15 protein-coding genes are annotated in these 14,127 nt (G+C 63.1%); 10 read left to right on the top strand and 5 right to left on the bottom strand.

All coding sequences use genetic code 11. The features are described 5' to 3' along the window. Window positions 1-57: 57 nt before the first annotated feature. The 3 genes from atpB to H0O22_RS12720 all read right to left on the bottom strand — a co-directional run bounded on the left by atpB (window position 58) and on the right by H0O22_RS12720 (window position 2,598). Window positions 58-786 (bottom strand): F0F1 ATP synthase subunit A, encoded by a 729-nt coding sequence (gene atpB, locus H0O22_RS12730; RefSeq protein ID WP_185186980.1) that lies wholly within the window; start codon window positions 784-786, stop codon window positions 58-60. A gap of 49 nt (window positions 787-835) precedes the next feature. Next, a complete protein-coding gene (locus H0O22_RS13470; protein WP_370521454.1) occupies window positions 836-1,126 on the bottom strand; it encodes a hypothetical protein in 291 nt (96 codons plus the stop codon). Window positions 1,127-1,392: 266 nt separating this feature from the next. Then, entirely contained in the window at window positions 1,393-2,598 is a 1,206-nt protein-coding gene (locus H0O22_RS12720) for a class I SAM-dependent methyltransferase (RefSeq protein WP_185186978.1), read from the bottom strand. 162 nt (window positions 2,599-2,760) lie between these two features. Here H0O22_RS12720 and H0O22_RS12715 point away from each other — a divergent pair, with 162 nt between their 5' ends. The 7 genes from H0O22_RS12715 to H0O22_RS12685 all read left to right on the top strand — a co-directional run bounded on the left by H0O22_RS12715 (window position 2,761) and on the right by H0O22_RS12685 (window position 10,691). Next, entirely contained in the window at window positions 2,761-5,691 is a 2,931-nt protein-coding gene (locus H0O22_RS12715) for a phycobilisome rod-core linker polypeptide (protein ID WP_185186977.1), read from the top strand. A gap of 403 nt (window positions 5,692-6,094) precedes the next feature. Beyond that, complete coding sequence (locus H0O22_RS12710; protein ID WP_185186976.1) at window positions 6,095-6,580, top strand: allophycocyanin; 486 nt, start codon at window positions 6,095-6,097, stop codon at window positions 6,578-6,580. A 43-nt stretch (window positions 6,581-6,623) separates the two neighbouring features. Then, entirely contained in the window at window positions 6,624-7,112 is a 489-nt protein-coding gene (gene apcB, locus H0O22_RS12705) for an allophycocyanin subunit beta (protein WP_185186975.1), read from the top strand. A gap of 32 nt (window positions 7,113-7,144) precedes the next feature. After that, window positions 7,145-7,345 (top strand): phycobilisome linker polypeptide, encoded by a 201-nt coding sequence (locus tag H0O22_RS12700; RefSeq protein WP_010315303.1) that lies wholly within the window; start codon window positions 7,145-7,147, stop codon window positions 7,343-7,345. An 82-nt stretch (window positions 7,346-7,427) separates the two neighbouring features. After that, window positions 7,428-8,630 carry an FtsW/RodA/SpoVE family cell cycle protein gene (locus tag H0O22_RS12695; RefSeq protein WP_370521453.1) on the top strand — a complete coding sequence of 401 codons (1,203 nt, stop codon included), beginning with the start codon at window positions 7,428-7,430 and terminating at the stop codon, window positions 8,628-8,630. A 23-nt stretch (window positions 8,631-8,653) separates the two neighbouring features. Continuing rightward, window positions 8,654-9,364, top strand: coding sequence for a cytochrome c biogenesis CcdA family protein (locus H0O22_RS12690; RefSeq protein ID WP_185186974.1), 711 nt, complete (start codon window positions 8,654-8,656; stop codon window positions 9,362-9,364). A 46-nt stretch (window positions 9,365-9,410) separates the two neighbouring features. Continuing rightward, window positions 9,411-10,691 (top strand): cytochrome c biogenesis protein ResB, encoded by a 1,281-nt coding sequence (locus tag H0O22_RS12685; RefSeq protein WP_185186973.1) that lies wholly within the window; start codon window positions 9,411-9,413, stop codon window positions 10,689-10,691. Here H0O22_RS12685 and queF read toward each other — a convergent pair. Beyond that, complete coding sequence (gene queF / locus H0O22_RS12680) at window positions 10,679-11,083, bottom strand: preQ(1) synthase (RefSeq protein ID WP_185186972.1); 405 nt, start codon at window positions 11,081-11,083, stop codon at window positions 10,679-10,681. The two genes, H0O22_RS12685 and queF, sit on opposite strands and share 13 nt — an antisense overlap. Window positions 11,084-11,254: 171 nt before the next feature. Here queF and H0O22_RS12675 point away from each other — a divergent pair, with 171 nt between their 5' ends. After that, window positions 11,255-11,593, top strand: coding sequence for a P-II family nitrogen regulator (locus H0O22_RS12675; RefSeq protein ID WP_010315293.1), 339 nt, complete (start codon window positions 11,255-11,257; stop codon window positions 11,591-11,593). 1 nt (window position 11,594) lies between these two features. Here the strand turns inward: H0O22_RS12675 and H0O22_RS12670 are convergent, their stop codons facing one another. Next, window positions 11,595-12,428, bottom strand: a complete 834-nt coding sequence (locus tag H0O22_RS12670; protein ID WP_185188442.1) for a TlyA family RNA methyltransferase — start codon at window positions 12,426-12,428, stop codon at window positions 11,595-11,597. 139 nt (window positions 12,429-12,567) lie between these two features. Between H0O22_RS12670 and H0O22_RS12665 the strand changes: the two genes are divergently transcribed. Beyond that, window positions 12,568-12,774, top strand: a complete 207-nt coding sequence (locus H0O22_RS12665) for a hypothetical protein (RefSeq protein ID WP_255439337.1) — start codon at window positions 12,568-12,570, stop codon at window positions 12,772-12,774. A 52-nt stretch (window positions 12,775-12,826) separates the two neighbouring features. Continuing rightward, the gene (purB, locus tag H0O22_RS12660) at window positions 12,827-14,122 is read left to right on the top strand and encodes an adenylosuccinate lyase (RefSeq protein WP_185186970.1); all 1,296 of its coding nucleotides are present in this window, start codon (window positions 12,827-12,829) and stop codon (window positions 14,120-14,122) included. Window positions 14,123-14,127 lie beyond the last annotated feature (5 nt).

The raw sequence follows: 14,127 nt of genomic DNA, 5'->3' as shown, positions 1-14,127 counted from the left end.
CGCGCAGAGAGTTTGCCAGACCGAGGGACCCCGATCTGGCGGGGGACTGATGCGAGATCAGTGGTGCTCTTCGTGCACAGCCTCACCGATGTAGTAAGCGGCGAGGGTGGCGAAGATCAGCGCCTGAATGGCACTGGTGAAGAGGCCGAGGAACATCGCAGGCAGGGGCACCACGAGAGGCACGAGGAACGCCAGCACTGCAACGACGAGTTCGTCGGCAAGGATGTTTCCGAACAGACGGAAGGAGAGCGAGAGGGGCTTGGTGAAGTCCTCAACGATCTTGAACGGGAGCATGATCGGAGTCGGCTCCACGTAGTACTCGAAGTAGCGGAAGCCCTTCCGGCTCAGGCCTGCATAGAAGTAGGCCAGGGACACCAGCAGTGCGAGAGCAACGGTGGTGTTGATGTCAGCGGTCGGAGCGCCGAGCTCGCCGCTGGGCAGGTGAATCAGCTTCCAGGGGACAAGAGCACCGCCCCAGTTGCTCACGAAGATGAACAGGAACAGGGTGCCGATGAACGGAAGCCAATCGCGATAGGCCTTCTCGCCGATCTGCTCGCGAGCCATGTCGCGGATGTAATCCCAGAGGAACTCCAGGAGGTTTTGGACACCGCGAGGATCGCGCTCCATCTTGCGGGTGCCCACCACCACGAGGGCGAGCAAGGCTCCGATCACAACCCAGGAGCTCAGAAACACCTGGCCATGGATCTTGAAATTCCCCAGTTGCCAATAGAGGTGTTGACCAACCTCCAGTTCGGCAAAGGGGAGAACGAGTGGCAAGGAACCCATCGGGTCGACGTTCGGGGTCGCGATTGCGACGTTGAAAAGGTTTTGGCGCTCAGCGATCTGTGAGTGCCTGGAGGATCACCGCGGGCTTGTAGAGCAGAAAGCCGAGCAGAGCTGGCAACAACTCGAGCTGGGGCAGACGAGCCGCAGCCATGACAAGCACAACGGGGACGAGAAGCTGCAACTTGCTGACCTTCTTGGAACCGTTGCCGAGCTTTCCAACACTTCGGGCAAGAAGCCTGAGGTAGAGGGCACCGGCTAGGCCACCGATCAGCACACTGCTGGCGATGTGAAGGTCGTAGATCAGAGCCGTGGCTGGAACCGCGATGGCGGAGACCAGCAAGGTGGCGACGATCAGGCGACGTTGAAGCCTCTCAAAGTCCGAGAGGTCAGCGCCATCTCCGGGAACCGAATCGGTTTCGGAAGCAGGCGAGGTCTCTGAGGACTCTGTTTCCAGAGGAGAAGAAGCAGCCGTTTCTTGACTAGTCATCTCGTCCAGCGAACTCGGCAGCTCACGGGGAGCGTCCGAACCTGACTGGGGAGAGGAAGTCGCCAACAAAGGTGCCTTTGCTCTGAAAAGGCGCGCGGAATCTATCACGCTGCCTCGCCCTAGGCGGGGCGAAGCAGAAGCACCCGCTGACGCTGTAGTTCCCTTGCCACAGAAGCGGTCTGGGCGTCAGACCAGTCCAATGGAAGCTGACCAATGGCCGTCTCAGGATTCGCTTGCTCCAGGGCTTCCAGCAAGCTCAATCCCTCGGCGCTCAGGTCCAAGGGGGCCATGTCGGAATCCAGCAGAGCGCGGCCGGGCCAGCCCCAGAGGCAACGGTTCCGGCAGCCCCGGGCGGCGAGCACGGCGCTGTCCTCATCCCAGCGCTGAACCTGAACCGGGCCCTTGCTCAAGAAGAACTCGAAATGGCTGATGTCAGGGTCCAGGTCCTCCACCAAGCGCCATTGCGCCTCCGCTGGAAGAGCCTGAGCCCGCTCCAAAAGCTCGCCGTTCAGGAGCCGAGCCGGATCCCAGACCCCTGGATTGGAGAAGCCTGCAAAGTGCAGATCAGCAGAGGCCACAAAGGCCATCAGGCGCTCCAGGTTGTAACTGGTCTCCTGGGGATGCAGATACATATCCGCGAAGTTCGCGTCGGCTGCGCAGTCGATGGCCCAGCGTTGCTCGTAATTGAGACGGAGCCGGTTCTGCGCCGGAAGATCAGCCATCAACTGACGCCCCAAGCGAAGGCCTTCGGCCTCCGTGCCAGCGCCAATTGCACTCAGAACGCGCTGGGTGCGATGGATCTCCCAGCGGCCACCATCGGCGTACAAGAACAGGTGGAGGAGCGCACCGGGTTTCAACAACTGGGCTAAGGCCCGCAGTCCGGCCTCCGGTTGCTTGAGGTGGTGCAACACCCCGACGGAATTGATGTAGTCGAAGGGCCCCTCTCCAGCCAAGTCCAGCAGGCTCCGGTTTTCGATACAGAGCTGGGCCTGCTCAAACGCACCGGAGCGGCGGCAGCGCTCCCGAGCCACCTCCAACGTTCCAGGCGAAATATCCACAGCCAGGATCTCGGCCCCTGGATTCAGGTGAGCGAGGTAGTCGGTACTAACGCCGGTCCCACACCCCGCATCCAGGATTCGTAAGGGCTCTCCGTTGACACGTGCTGTGGGCAGCGATCCGGTGGCTGCCGAATAAGCCGCATCAACAAACCAACGCCAGTTGTATCCAGGCGGGGGGCCGTCTTGAAGCGGGTCCCCCGGGTAGGGGAAGCGGTCATAAAAGTCGCTCACCACCGGAGTGGCGGCATCAGCAGGGCCCTGAGTCATGGCTGGGAGCGAATCGGAAAGCGAGTGCGCAGTGGCCGAGCATTTCATGGCCTGCTCTCCGGTTGAAGGGAAACCGACAACAGGCTGCAAACATTTGTTCATGGCCCCCCGGGAGGTCAGAGGGGCAGCCGTAACGTGCCTAAGCCAGGTTCGCTTTCGTCCATGACTGTGACCGCCAGCAGCGGCAGCAGCAGGGTTGCTCCTCAGCGCTTCGACACCCTGCCGCTCTCCAGCGTCCGTCAGGCGGAGCAGCAAGACCGCTTCCCCGATGGAGGCGAGCTCAGCAACCTCACAACCTTTTTCCAAAGCGGTCAACTTCGGGTTGAGGCAGCCCGTCGCGTGTCGGCCAATGCCGAAGCGATCGTGGCTCGGGCAGCAAGCCGGATCTTTGCCGGTGGCACCCCGCTGTCCTATCTCGACGCGCCCCTGACTCCCGCGGCGGCAAGCTCGGCGACTCCACTCGCCTCTGACCAGGCAGCTTTCCAGCGCTCGGTTCAAACCTTCTCGGGCGCGAGCGACAACTCGAAACGCGGCAATTTCCTGACCCGACTGCTGGACGGCGGCGGCGGCGATGCCGACGTCCGCGTGATCCTGCCAACAGGCTTCAACCCGATTTCAGTCGCCATCTACGGGACTGAGCGGATGCGCAAGTCCGTCCGCGACATGGCTTGGTTCCTCCGCTATGTCGGGTATGCGGTGATTGCAGGCGATCCGAGCATCCTGCGCGTCAATACACGCGGCTTGAGGGATGTCCTGGAAAAGGGCTGCTCCCTGGCTGCCACCAATGTCGCGCTGCAGGAAATGCGTGCCGGTGCGGCCGAACTGCTGAAGGATTTGCCGGAAGCCCGCCAGCTACTGATTGGCTGCTTCAACGTCCTGCTCGAGGAGCTGGCCGTTCCCACCCCCTCCGCTCGCCAGCGCCTTGGCAGCCCCGAGAACCAGGGCCTCCAGCTTCCAGCCATCTACGCACTGGCAGCACAAGGCAACGTCCAGCGCTTCAACATGAAGCCCGCCATGAGTGGCGCTCAGAAGGCCGAGGTCATCCGGGCGGCCTACCGACAGGTCTTCGAACGGGACATCGCGAAGGCCTACAGCCAAGATCCCTGCTCGGTCGAAACCTCGCAGGTCACGCAGGGCAAGATCAGCATGCGCGAATACATTCGCGCGCTCGGAAAAAGCAAGGAATACCGCGCCCAGTTTTTTGGCCCCTTCTCAAACAGCCGTGCTGTTGAGCTGGCCTTCCGTCACTTCCTGGGTCGTGGCATTAGCTCACGGGAAGAATTCAACCGCTACTTCAGCATCGTCAGCGAGCAAGGGCTCAACGGTCTCGTTGATTCCCTGGTCAACTCGATGGAGTACGCCCAGGTCTTCGGTGAAGAGGCGGTTCCCTATCTGCGCGATCTCGGCGAAGAAGCCCAAGAAAGTGCTGGCTGGGGTTCCAACCGCAAGCTCTTCCGCTTCAGTGCACCGTTTGAGGGCGCACCTCAGTACATCACCCTTTACGCCAGCTACCGCCAGCCCTACGCCGACCAACATCCCTACGGCGGCGGCAATGATCCCTTAGGGCTCAGCTACGGCGCAATCTTCCCTTCGGGCACGGCCAACGTCGCAACCCGTCCTGCACCACTGAGTTACGACACCCGTCGCCTGCTCATCGGCAACGGCATGGCTCAGCCAGGGCAGATGAATAGCCCTCAGTTCAGAAGCGCCACACCGAGGCGGGTTGGTCCCAAGACCCGACGCCTCACCCAAATCGCCACCGGCGGTAATTCGGTTCCTCGTCGCGGCCTCCAAACCCGTCCGAGCGTGCGGTTTACGGAATCGAGCACCCAATCAGTCATCAAGGCTGTTTACGTCCAGATCCTGGGCAATGCCGGCTACGCCGGTGAACGGGTTGGGACCGCCGAAACCCGACTCGAAAACGGCGACATCGGCCTTAAGGACTTTGTGCGTGAGGTCGCGCGCAGCGACGCCTTCCGCCGCCGCTATTGGAGTGGTCTTTACATCTGTAAGGCCGTTGAAGTGATGCACCGCCGACTTCTCGGACGGCCGACCTTCGGACGCTGGGAAATCGACAGCTACTTCGACGTTGCAGCACGTCAGGGCTTCTATGGCGTCGTCGACGCCATGCTCAACAGCCCGGAATATCAAGAAGCCTTCGGCCTGGACACCGTCCCCTACGAGCGCTTCATCACTCCGACCGATGTCAACCAACGTCGCGTCCCGTCCTTCGCGACTGCGTTTGAGGACATTGCCCAGCCCGATCTGAGCCTTGGGCAAAGGCCCATGGCACGGGTCAAGGACAGCTTGAAAACCACGGCGGACATCACGGCCCGCAACCTGGTCAACCGTGAGCAGGCCGTGCGCGGCAGCTGGAGCGCGGACGTGAGCACCAACGCTCCCGATTCACGCTGGGCTGGGTTGCTGCGGACACAGGGCACCGGCACACCGTTCTCCATCTCGACACCGTCGGCACCCAAAAACGCTCAGAGCAATGCTGCGCAGGTCGCCTGGAAGCCGGCTGTATCGGCAGCCGGCGCAGCCCCCATCTCGCGGATGGCCAATGCGCTGCGCACCAGCGACGCCAGCGGCTATCTCAAGCGCGGTGGCATCCCGGCGATCACCAAACTCGAGCCGAACAGCACCGAGTCCGAACTGACCGCGGCCATTAACGCCACCTACAAACAGCTGCTCAACAAAGTTCCTCTTGAGTCCGAACGCTTGGCGAGCGCGGAGTCGAAACTGCGCAACCGAGACATCGATCTCAAGGGCTTTATCGAAGCCGTTGCCATGGGCGAAGCCTTCCAAAGCCGACTCTCCAAGATGGCGCCCCTCCGGGCAGCCTCTGCAGCTGGCCTTGCACTGCTAGGCCGCGCAACAACGCCTGAGGAAACCACCGCGTTCCTCCAACTGCGGGCAAGTGCAGGTCAACCTGCTGCTGTCAAAGCGCTGCTGGCTGATCGAGACCAATCGGTCCCGAGGGTGGGTGGAATGGAAACCACGACTGGCACGACCCAGGCCACCATGCAGCGCACCGCAGCCCTCTACCGCGGCAATGCGGGAATGAACCCGCCTACGACGGACAAGATCTAACGGCATCAGTACATCCAAGAGCCTCTTTACGAGGCCTGGAACTAAACAACAGTTGCCGCCCTCGCTGCTAGCAAGGGCGGCTTTTTCATGGAGAAAAGATCAACAAACAATTCCAGGAAACCGTTGCCCCGCAGGGGGTCCCAGAAAAATAAGGCCGGAGTGAAGAACTGTTACCCGCAGCAGATCCAGGGTCGCTTTGAGCCCGAGAATCTTCAGCGTCTCCAGAGCGGGCATTCCACTTGCAAGGGTCAGTGTTGACCGTTGTAAACCTGGTCGCCCAACCGACTCCGCGAGTCACCCTCAGCTCTTACCCTGAGGCTCGATCCAAATCGGATCACCCCCTTAACCCACCCACCGGATACCGGTCTCCGCAAGGCGGCCGCTTGTTTCGAGGCAGAACTGCATGAGCATCGTCTCCAACTCGATCATCAACGCGGACGCCGAAGCCCGCTACCTCAGCCCTGGCGAACTGGACCAAATCAAGTCCTTCGTCAGCGGTGGTCAGCGTCGTCTTCGCGTCGCTCAGGTCCTGAGCGAGAGCCGTGAGCGCATCGTTAAGACCGCAGGCGGCGCCCTCTTCCAGAAGCGTCCTGATGTCATCTCCCCCGGCGGCAACGCCTACGGCGAGGACATGACCGCGACCTGCCTGCGCGACATGGATTACTACCTGCGCCTCGTGACCTACGGCCTGATCGCAGGCGATGTCACCCCGATCGAAGAGATCGGCATCATTGGCGCCAAGGAGATGTATCGCTCCCTTGGCACCCCCCTGGACGCTCTTGCTGAGTCCGTTCGGGAAATGAAAATTGCCGCCATGGGCCTTCTGACCGGCGAAGACGCCGCAGAAGCCGGCTTCTACTTCGACTACGTCGTTGGCGCCCTCTCCTGAGGCTGCTCTCTCCCTGACATAACCGCCCCTCAGACAAGATTCCATGCAAGACGCAATCACCAACGTCATCAACCAGGCTGACGTTCAGGGCATGTATCTGGACAGCACCTCCATGGGCCGTCTGGAGCAGTACTTCGCCAGCGGCGAACTGCGCGTTCGTGCCGCTGCCACCATCAGCGCCAACGCCTCCGCCATCATCAAGGACGCCGTCGCTAAAGCACTGCTTTATTCCGACATCACCCGTCCCGGCGGCAACATGTACACCACCCGTCGCTATGCAGCCTGCATCCGCGACCTGGACTACTACCTGCGCTACGCCACCTACGCCATGCTGGCTGGTGACACCTCGATCCTCGACGAGCGTGTTCTGAACGGCCTCAAGGAGACCTACAACTCCCTGGGTGTGCCCATCGGTGCAACCGTCCAGTCCATCCAGGCCATGAAGGAAGCCACCGCCTCCCTGGTGGGCCCCGACGCTGGTCGTGAAATGGGCGTGTACTTCGACTACATCAGCTCCGGCCTGGGTAACTGATCCCTGCCTCTGGCACACCTGAGGATCAAGCCATGCGCCTCTTCAAAATCACCGCCTGCATCCCTTCTCCCGAGAAGACTCGTACTCAGCGCGAGCTGCAGAACACCTTCTTCACCAAGTGGGTGCCCTACGAAAGCTGGTTCGCTGAGCAGCAGCGGATCATGAAGCAAGGGGGAAAAATCCTGAAAGTTGAACTCGTTGCTGGTCGCCGTCAGGTGAACCTGGGTAACTGATTCCTTCAGGACAATTCTTCCCACAAGCCCGGCATAGCCGGGCTTTTTTATTGGCAAGCAAACTGGAAGTACGGGATAGTCAGTGTCTGATTTCCACAGGTCCTTGGCCGCAAAGCGACCGTTGCTCCCCGTGCCGTTTGAGCACTGGCCGGCAGAAGCACGGTTGCTGCTGGGGATGATCGCGATCTGGTGTCTCCTGGGCCTCGCTGTCCTGGGCTCAGCCAGTTGGTGGGTGGCCGCCCGGGAGATGGGGGACGCCAGCTACTACTTGAAACGGCAGGCCATCTGGATGGTGGCGAGCTGGGGCCTGCTCTATGCAGGCATCAGCATCAACCTGAGACGCTGGCTACGGATGGCGGGACCGGTGCTGCTCATGGGCAGCGTGCTGGTGGCCCTCACCCTGGTGATCGGCAGCACGGTGAATGGCGCCAGCCGCTGGTTGGTCCTCGGGCCGATTCAGATCCAACCGACCGAACTGATCAAACCGTTTCTCGTCCTCCAGGGGGCCGTCCTGTTCTCCCACTGGAATCGAATCGCCACCGATCAAAAGTTGCTCTGGCTTGGGGTCTTTGCGGTGACCTTGGGCCTGATCCTGAAACAGCCCAACCTGAGCACGGCCTCCCTTTGCGGGATTTTGCTCTGGCTGATGGCCCTGGGCGCAGGCTTGCCGCTCTGGGGGATGTTGGGCACCGCCGGGGCCGGTCTGGCTGTAGCCATCGGCAGTATCTCGATCAACGAATACCAGCGCATTCGTGTCACGTCCTTCCTGAACCCATGGAAGGACGCCCAGGGTGATGGCTATCAGCTGGTGCAAAGCCTGCTCGCGATCGGATCGGGTGGGCTCTGGGGCGAGGGCTATGGCCTCTCCACCCAGAAGCTCCAGTACCTGCCCATCCAGACCACCGACTTCATTTTCGCGGTTTTTGCGGAGGAGTTCGGGTATGTCGGCTCCCTGCTCCTGCTCGTCTTCCTGCTGCTGTTTGGCTTCGTTGGCCTGCGCATTGCCCTGAGTTGCAGGAGCAACCAACAGCGGCTGGTGGCCATCGGTTGCACCACTTTGCTGGTGGGGCAGTCGATTCTGAACATCGCCGTGGCCAGTGGTGCGATGCCCACCACTGGCCTACCGCTGCCGATGATCAGCTATGGCGGTAACTCCCTGCTCTCCAGCCTGCTCACCGCCGGTCTGCTGCTGCGCTGCTCCCTGGAAGGAGCGGGACTAGAGCCCAGCAAGCCCCATCGCAACCGCCGCCTGCAAGCCAAGCGGCGAAGCATGCCGATAGGCTGACCCCTTGCGCGGCGGACCTCTTGATGCTGGCCTTGGCGGAATGGGCCCGCAGTGGTGAGCAGCTGCTAAGCGATTCCCTGGCCCATCCGGGGCCGCTCACCATCGGTTTGGTCTTTGCTGGCGGTCTGATCACGAGCCTGGGTCCCTGCTCGCTGTCCTTGCTGCCGGTGACGCTGGCCTACCTGGCTGGCTTTGACGGAGGAGCTCAGCGTCCCTGGGCCCGCAGCCTGAGCTTCTGCAGCGGCATCGTCGGCTCCCTGGTCCTCCTCGGCCTCGGCAGTGGCGCCTTGGGCCGGATCTATGGCCAGGTCCCCGGCGTGGTTCCAACCCTGGTGGCCCTCCTCGCGGTCCTGATGGGCCTGAATCTGCTCGGCCTGGTGCCGCTGCAGCTTCCGGCGGGCCCCGACCCAGAGCAATGGCGTCAGCGGGTCCCGCCGGCCCTCGCCCCGATCGCCGCGGGGCTCGCCTTCGGCCTGGCCGCGTCCCCCTGCACCACTCCTGTCCTGGCGGTTTTGCTGGCCTGGATCGCCCAATCGGGCACCCCCCTGACCGGGGCCGTCTTGCTCACGGCCTTCGCGGCGGGCCAGGTCATGCCGCTGCTGCTGGCCGGCACCGCCGCAGCCTGGGCACCCCGACTGCTCGCTCTGCGCTCCGTTGGCCAATGGGTCCCGCCCATCAGCGGGGTCGTTCTGCTCGTGACCGGCTGCCTGACCCTCTTGGCCCGCTGGACCTGAACCTCCTGTTCCGCCAACACCCTCCCTCCGGCTCTTCTACCCCCTGATGAAGCGACTGATCGCCTGGATCTCCGACCTGCGGGTGGCCATCGGCCTCTTGATCCTGATCGCCGCGGCCAGCGGACTGGGCACCTTTGTGCCCCAGAAGGAAGCCGCCGCGCTCTACCGCCGGGTCTACGACGCGGAGCCCTGGCTGGGCCTCTTCGATGGCGACGCGATCCTGTCGCTCCAGCTCGATCACGTCTATTCGAGCAGCTGGTTCCTGGCTCTGCTGGCCTGGCTGGGCCTCGCCCTGATCCTGTGCAGCTGGCGCCGCCAGTGGCCGGCGCTGCAGGCCGCCCTGCGCTGGATCGACTACCAAACGCCCAGACAGCTGAGCAAGCTGACCCTGGCCGAGACCATCAGCGTCAGCGACCCCAACGCCAGCCTGTCGCGGCTTGAGGGACTGCTCCAATCCCAGGGCTGGGAACTGCAACCCCACGGGGACCGCCTGGCCGCCCGCAAGGGTGTACTGGGACGAGTCGGCCCCCTCCTTGTCCACGCTGGACTGGTCGTGCTGATGGTCGGTGCCGCCTGGGGCTCCCTAGGCGGCCAGCGGATGGAACGCTTTCTCGCCCCCGGGAATGAACTGGAGCTGCTGAACAGCCGCGGTGAAACCCAGGTCAGCGTCAGCCTGGAGCGCTTTGGCGTGGAGCGGGACCCGGCGGGACGGCCGGAGCAATTCAGCTCCCTCCTCAAATTGACCCCCGGCCAGGGCCAGGAGGCCTCCAACGCCGAGATCAGCGTCAACCATCCGCTGCGTTACCGCGGCATGACCCTTTACCAGGCGGATTGGGCCCTCTCCGCCCTGCAGGTGCAACTCGGCAAAAGCCCGATCCTTGAGCTCCCGCTCCAGAGCTTCCCCCAACTCGGGGAACAGGTCTGGGGGATCGTCTTGCCGACGCGACCCGATGGCAGTAACCCGGTGCTGCTGGCCCTCTCCAGTGAGCAGGGTCCAGTGACGGCCTATTCGGCCGAGGCCGAGATCCTGGCCAACCTCATCCCCGGCGGGGAAGCCGTTGAGGTCGAAGGGATCCCGCTCCGGATCGCGGGGGTCATCCCGGCCAGTGGCATCCTGCTCAAACGGGACCCGGGTGTTCCCCTGGTCTACGGCGGATTTGCCATCGCCCTGGCCGGCGGCGCCCTGAGCCTGATCGCAACGCGTCAGATCTGGGCGATCGCCGAAGCCGGCAACCAGAAGCTGCACGTGGCCGGCCTCTGCAACCGCAACCTGACCGCCCTCGCCAACGAACTGCCGCTGCTGATCGCTGAGGTTCAGCAGGGCTGACGGGTGCCGTGGCTGGCCCGGATCACCGTGTGGACATTGCCGCGGGGGTTGAAATCGGCCTCCAACTGCATCCAGACCGGAGCGCAGGCCGCCACGAAGTCATCCAGGATGCGGTTGGTGACCTCCTCATGGGAGATCGACTGGTCGCGGTAGCTGTTCACGTAGAGCTTGATCGCCTTGAGCTCCATCACCCGCGGACCGGGTTGATAGATCAGGCGGAGGGTCGCGAAATCGGGGTACCCCGAGAACGGGCACTTGCAGGTGAATTCCGGCAGGGTGATGGAGACCTCGTAGGGCCGCTCCGGCCGGGGGTTGTCGAAGCAGATCAACTCTGCCTCAGCAATGGCGCGCTCGCCGTAGAGGGGGGTACGGGTTGTTGCGGTCGCAGTCATCCAAGCGCTCGTCCTGATTTTGGATGCTACGCATCGCAGCCCTTCGACCACGGCTGTAGCAACGGTCACATCAACCGCCTGGGAGCTGCGCCGTAATGGCTTCAGAGGGTCCTCAAAAAACCTCGCTCATCGAATTTTCCTGAGAGAATTCACCCAATCCAGCCCAGAGCCATGAAAAAAATCGAGGCCATCATTCGCCCCTTCAAGCTCGAAGACGTGAAGCTGGCCCTGGTGAACGCCGGCATCGTTGGCATGACCGTGAGCGAAGTGCGCGGCTTTGGTCGCCAGAAGGGCCAAGTCGAGCGCTACCGCGGCTCTGAATTCACCGTTGAGTTTCTGCAGAAACTCAAGCTCGAGATCGTGGTGGATGACGCCCGCGTCGACACCGTGGTGAACGCCATCCAGGACGCCGCCCGCACTGGCGAAATCGGCGACGGCAAGATCTTCATCAGCCCCGTGGAGTCCGTGGTGCGGATCCGCACCGGCGACAAGGACAACAGCGCCATTTGAGCTAGCTCGCCAACGTCAGCTCAACCAACCTCCGAATGCCCTCCCCGTCGGGCGTCGCTTCGGAGGTTTTCTCTTGCGCCTCCCAGGCTCCGGCCCGCAGCCAGAGCAGGTACTCATGATTCCCGGCGGGCCCGGTGATGGGTGAGGCGACCACCCCACAGCCGCGCCAACCCTCGGCTTCGGCGGCCTCGATCACCCCAGCAATGGCATCGGCGTGGGCCAGGGGGTCCCGCACCACACCGCCTTTGCCGACACGCTCTTTCCCCACCTCAAATTGGGGCTTCACCAAGAGGACCGCTTCGCGGCGCTCGCTCTGCAGCAAGCGACCCAAGGCTGGAAGCACCAGGGCCAATCGGATAAAGGACACGTCCGCCACGGCCAGATCAGGCCAGACATCCCCCTCCCCATAAAGGTCCTCCGGTTGGAGGTGGCGCAGGTTCGTGCGCTCCTTCAGCACCAAGCGCTCATCGGTGCGCAGGCTCCAGGCGGTTTGGCCGTAGCCCACGTCCACGCCGTAGACCCGGGCCGCCCCGTGCTGGAGCAAGCAATCGGTGAATCCACCCGTTGAGATCCCGCCATCGAGGCAGACCCGCTGATCGAGGGCCAATGGGAAGGCCTCCACGGCCGCCAACAACTTTTCACCGCCCCGGGAGACAAAGCGCTGGGGCTGCTCCACCTGGAGCTCTAACTCCGGCAGGACCTCCAGACCAGGCTTATCGAGGATTCGATCACCACTGCGGACCTTGCCGGCGCGGATCAGCTGCTGCGCCTGCTGGCGGGAGGCCACCAGCCCCAACTCCACCAACTGCAAATCCAAGCGTCGCTTTCGACCCATCGGGCAGCGGCCCAGCACCTCTGCATCGTGCCGCACGCCCGTTTGATCACAAAGCTCAAAGCGAAACCGAATAAAAACCGGTGCTGATCAAGGTTCCCTGGGAACACTCGTGAGGATGTCTCAAACGCGGGGGACCGCCGTGGCCCGTACACCCAACTCCCATCAGCCGAAGGTGGTCGAGCTGCTGCAACCGGGCAGCTTTGTGAAAGTGCGCAATCAGCCCTCCGATCTGCCTCCGTTCCAGCTGCTGCGCTGCCGCGGAGGGCGCTGCTGGGTCCAGCAACAGGCCTGGGGGCCCCTCGTGCAGTGGGAGGTCGAGCACCACAAGCTAACCAGCGTCGCCTAGGGCCCCGAAAGGCCATTCCATACATTGGTCTTGATGTGAGCCAGGCGCGGCCTTGATCGAGCGTTACACCCTGCCCGAGATGGGCGCCATCTGGAGCGAGCAGGCGAAATTCCAAAGCTGGCTGGACGTGGAAATTGCCGCCACCGAAGCCAACTGCGAACTGGGCCGCGTCCCGGCAGAGGCCGTCGCCACGATTAAAGAGAAAGCCAGCTTCAGCGTCGAGCGGATCCTCGAGATCGAGGCCGAGGTACGCCATGACGTGATCGCCTTCCTCACCAACGTCAACGAACACGTGGGTGACGCCGGTCGCCACATCCACGTGGGGATGACCAGCTCCGATGTCCTCGACACCGGTGTGGCCCTACAGATGAAGGCCTCGGTCAAGCTGCTGCGCCAGGAACTCGATCTGTTGGCCGACGCCCTGCGGTTGCTGGCTCGGGAGCACAAGGCCACGGTGATGATCGGCCGCTCCCACGCCATCCATGGTGAACCGATCACCTTTGGCTTCAAGGTCGCGGGCTGGTTGGCCGAAGTGGTGCGCAACCAGGAGCGCCTGGAGCACCTGGAAACCGCGGTCAGCGTCGGCCAAATCTCCGGTGCCATGGGCACCTACGCCAACACCGACCCCCGGGTGGAGGAGATCGCCTGCGCCAAGCTCGGCCTGGTGCCCGACACCGCCAGCACTCAGGTGATCTCTCGCGATCGCCACGCGGAATACATCCAGACCCTCGCCCTGGTGGGCGCCGCCCTGGAGCGCTTCTCCACGGAGATCCGCAACCTGCAGCGCACCGATGTCCTCGAGGTCGAGGAGAACTTCGCCAAGGGGCAGAAGGGCAGCTCCGCCATGCCCCACAAGCGCAACCCGATTCGCAGCGAGCGGATCAGCGGTCTCGCCCGTGTGCTGCGCAGCTACGTCGTGGCGGCCCTCGAGAACTGTGCCCTCTGGCACGAGCGGGACATCAGCCACAGCTCCGTCGAGCGGATGATGCTGCCCGACTGCTCGGTCACCCTGCACTTCATGCTGCGTGAGATGACTTCGGTCGTGAAGGGCCTCGGGGTCTACCCCGGCAACATGGCCCGCAACATGAACGTCTACGGCGGGGTGGTCTTCAGCCAGCGTGTACTGCTGGCCCTGGTGGAAGCCGGCATCAGCCGCGAAGACGCCTACCGGATCGTGCAGCGCAACGCCCACACCGCCTGGAACACCGACGGCGGTAACTTCCGGGCCAACCTGGAGGCGGACGCCGAGGTGACCTCGCGCCTCAATGCCGAACAACTGGCGGACTGCTTCTCCACCGATCTGCACCAGGCCAACCTGGATGTGATCTGGAAGCGCCTCGGGATCTGATCCGC

It is taken from the genome of Synechococcus sp. LTW-R, assembly GCF_014217875.1.
GTDB lineage: Bacteria > Cyanobacteriota > Cyanobacteriia > PCC-6307 > Cyanobiaceae > Vulcanococcus.
The sequence above is the reverse complement of the archived record's forward strand: the minus strand, read 5'-3'. Positions and strand labels throughout refer to the sequence as shown.

What these genes read in the sequence shown, in the direction of transcription:
- apcB (WP_185186975.1), top strand. Translation starts at nt 6,624, where the DNA reads ATGCAAGACGCAATCACCAACGTCATCAACCAGGCTGACGTTCAGGGC.
- H0O22_RS12710 (WP_185186976.1), top strand. Translation starts at nt 6,095, where the DNA reads ATGAGCATCGTCTCCAACTCGATCATCAACGCGGACGCCGAAGCCCGC.
- H0O22_RS12690 (WP_185186974.1), top strand. Translation starts at nt 8,654, where the DNA reads ATGCTGGCCTTGGCGGAATGGGCCCGCAGTGGTGAGCAGCTGCTAAGC.
- H0O22_RS12720 (WP_185186978.1), bottom strand. Translation starts at nt 2,598, where the DNA reads ATGACTCAGGGCCCTGCTGATGCCGCCACTCCGGTGGTGAGCGACTTT.
- H0O22_RS12715 (WP_185186977.1), top strand. Translation starts at nt 2,761, where the DNA reads ATGACTGTGACCGCCAGCAGCGGCAGCAGCAGGGTTGCTCCTCAGCGC.
- queF (WP_185186972.1), bottom strand. Translation starts at nt 11,083, where the DNA reads ATGACTGCGACCGCAACAACCCGTACCCCCCTCTACGGCGAGCGCGCC.
- atpB (WP_185186980.1), bottom strand. Translation starts at nt 786, where the DNA reads ATGGGTTCCTTGCCACTCGTTCTCCCCTTTGCCGAACTGGAGGTTGGT.
- H0O22_RS12700 (WP_010315303.1), top strand. Translation starts at nt 7,145, where the DNA reads ATGCGCCTCTTCAAAATCACCGCCTGCATCCCTTCTCCCGAGAAGACT.
- H0O22_RS12675 (WP_010315293.1), top strand. Translation starts at nt 11,255, where the DNA reads ATGAAAAAAATCGAGGCCATCATTCGCCCCTTCAAGCTCGAAGACGTG.
- H0O22_RS12685 (WP_185186973.1), top strand. Translation starts at nt 9,411, where the DNA reads ATGAAGCGACTGATCGCCTGGATCTCCGACCTGCGGGTGGCCATCGGC.
- H0O22_RS12670 (WP_185188442.1), bottom strand. Translation starts at nt 12,428, where the DNA reads ATGGGTCGAAAGCGACGCTTGGATTTGCAGTTGGTGGAGTTGGGGCTG.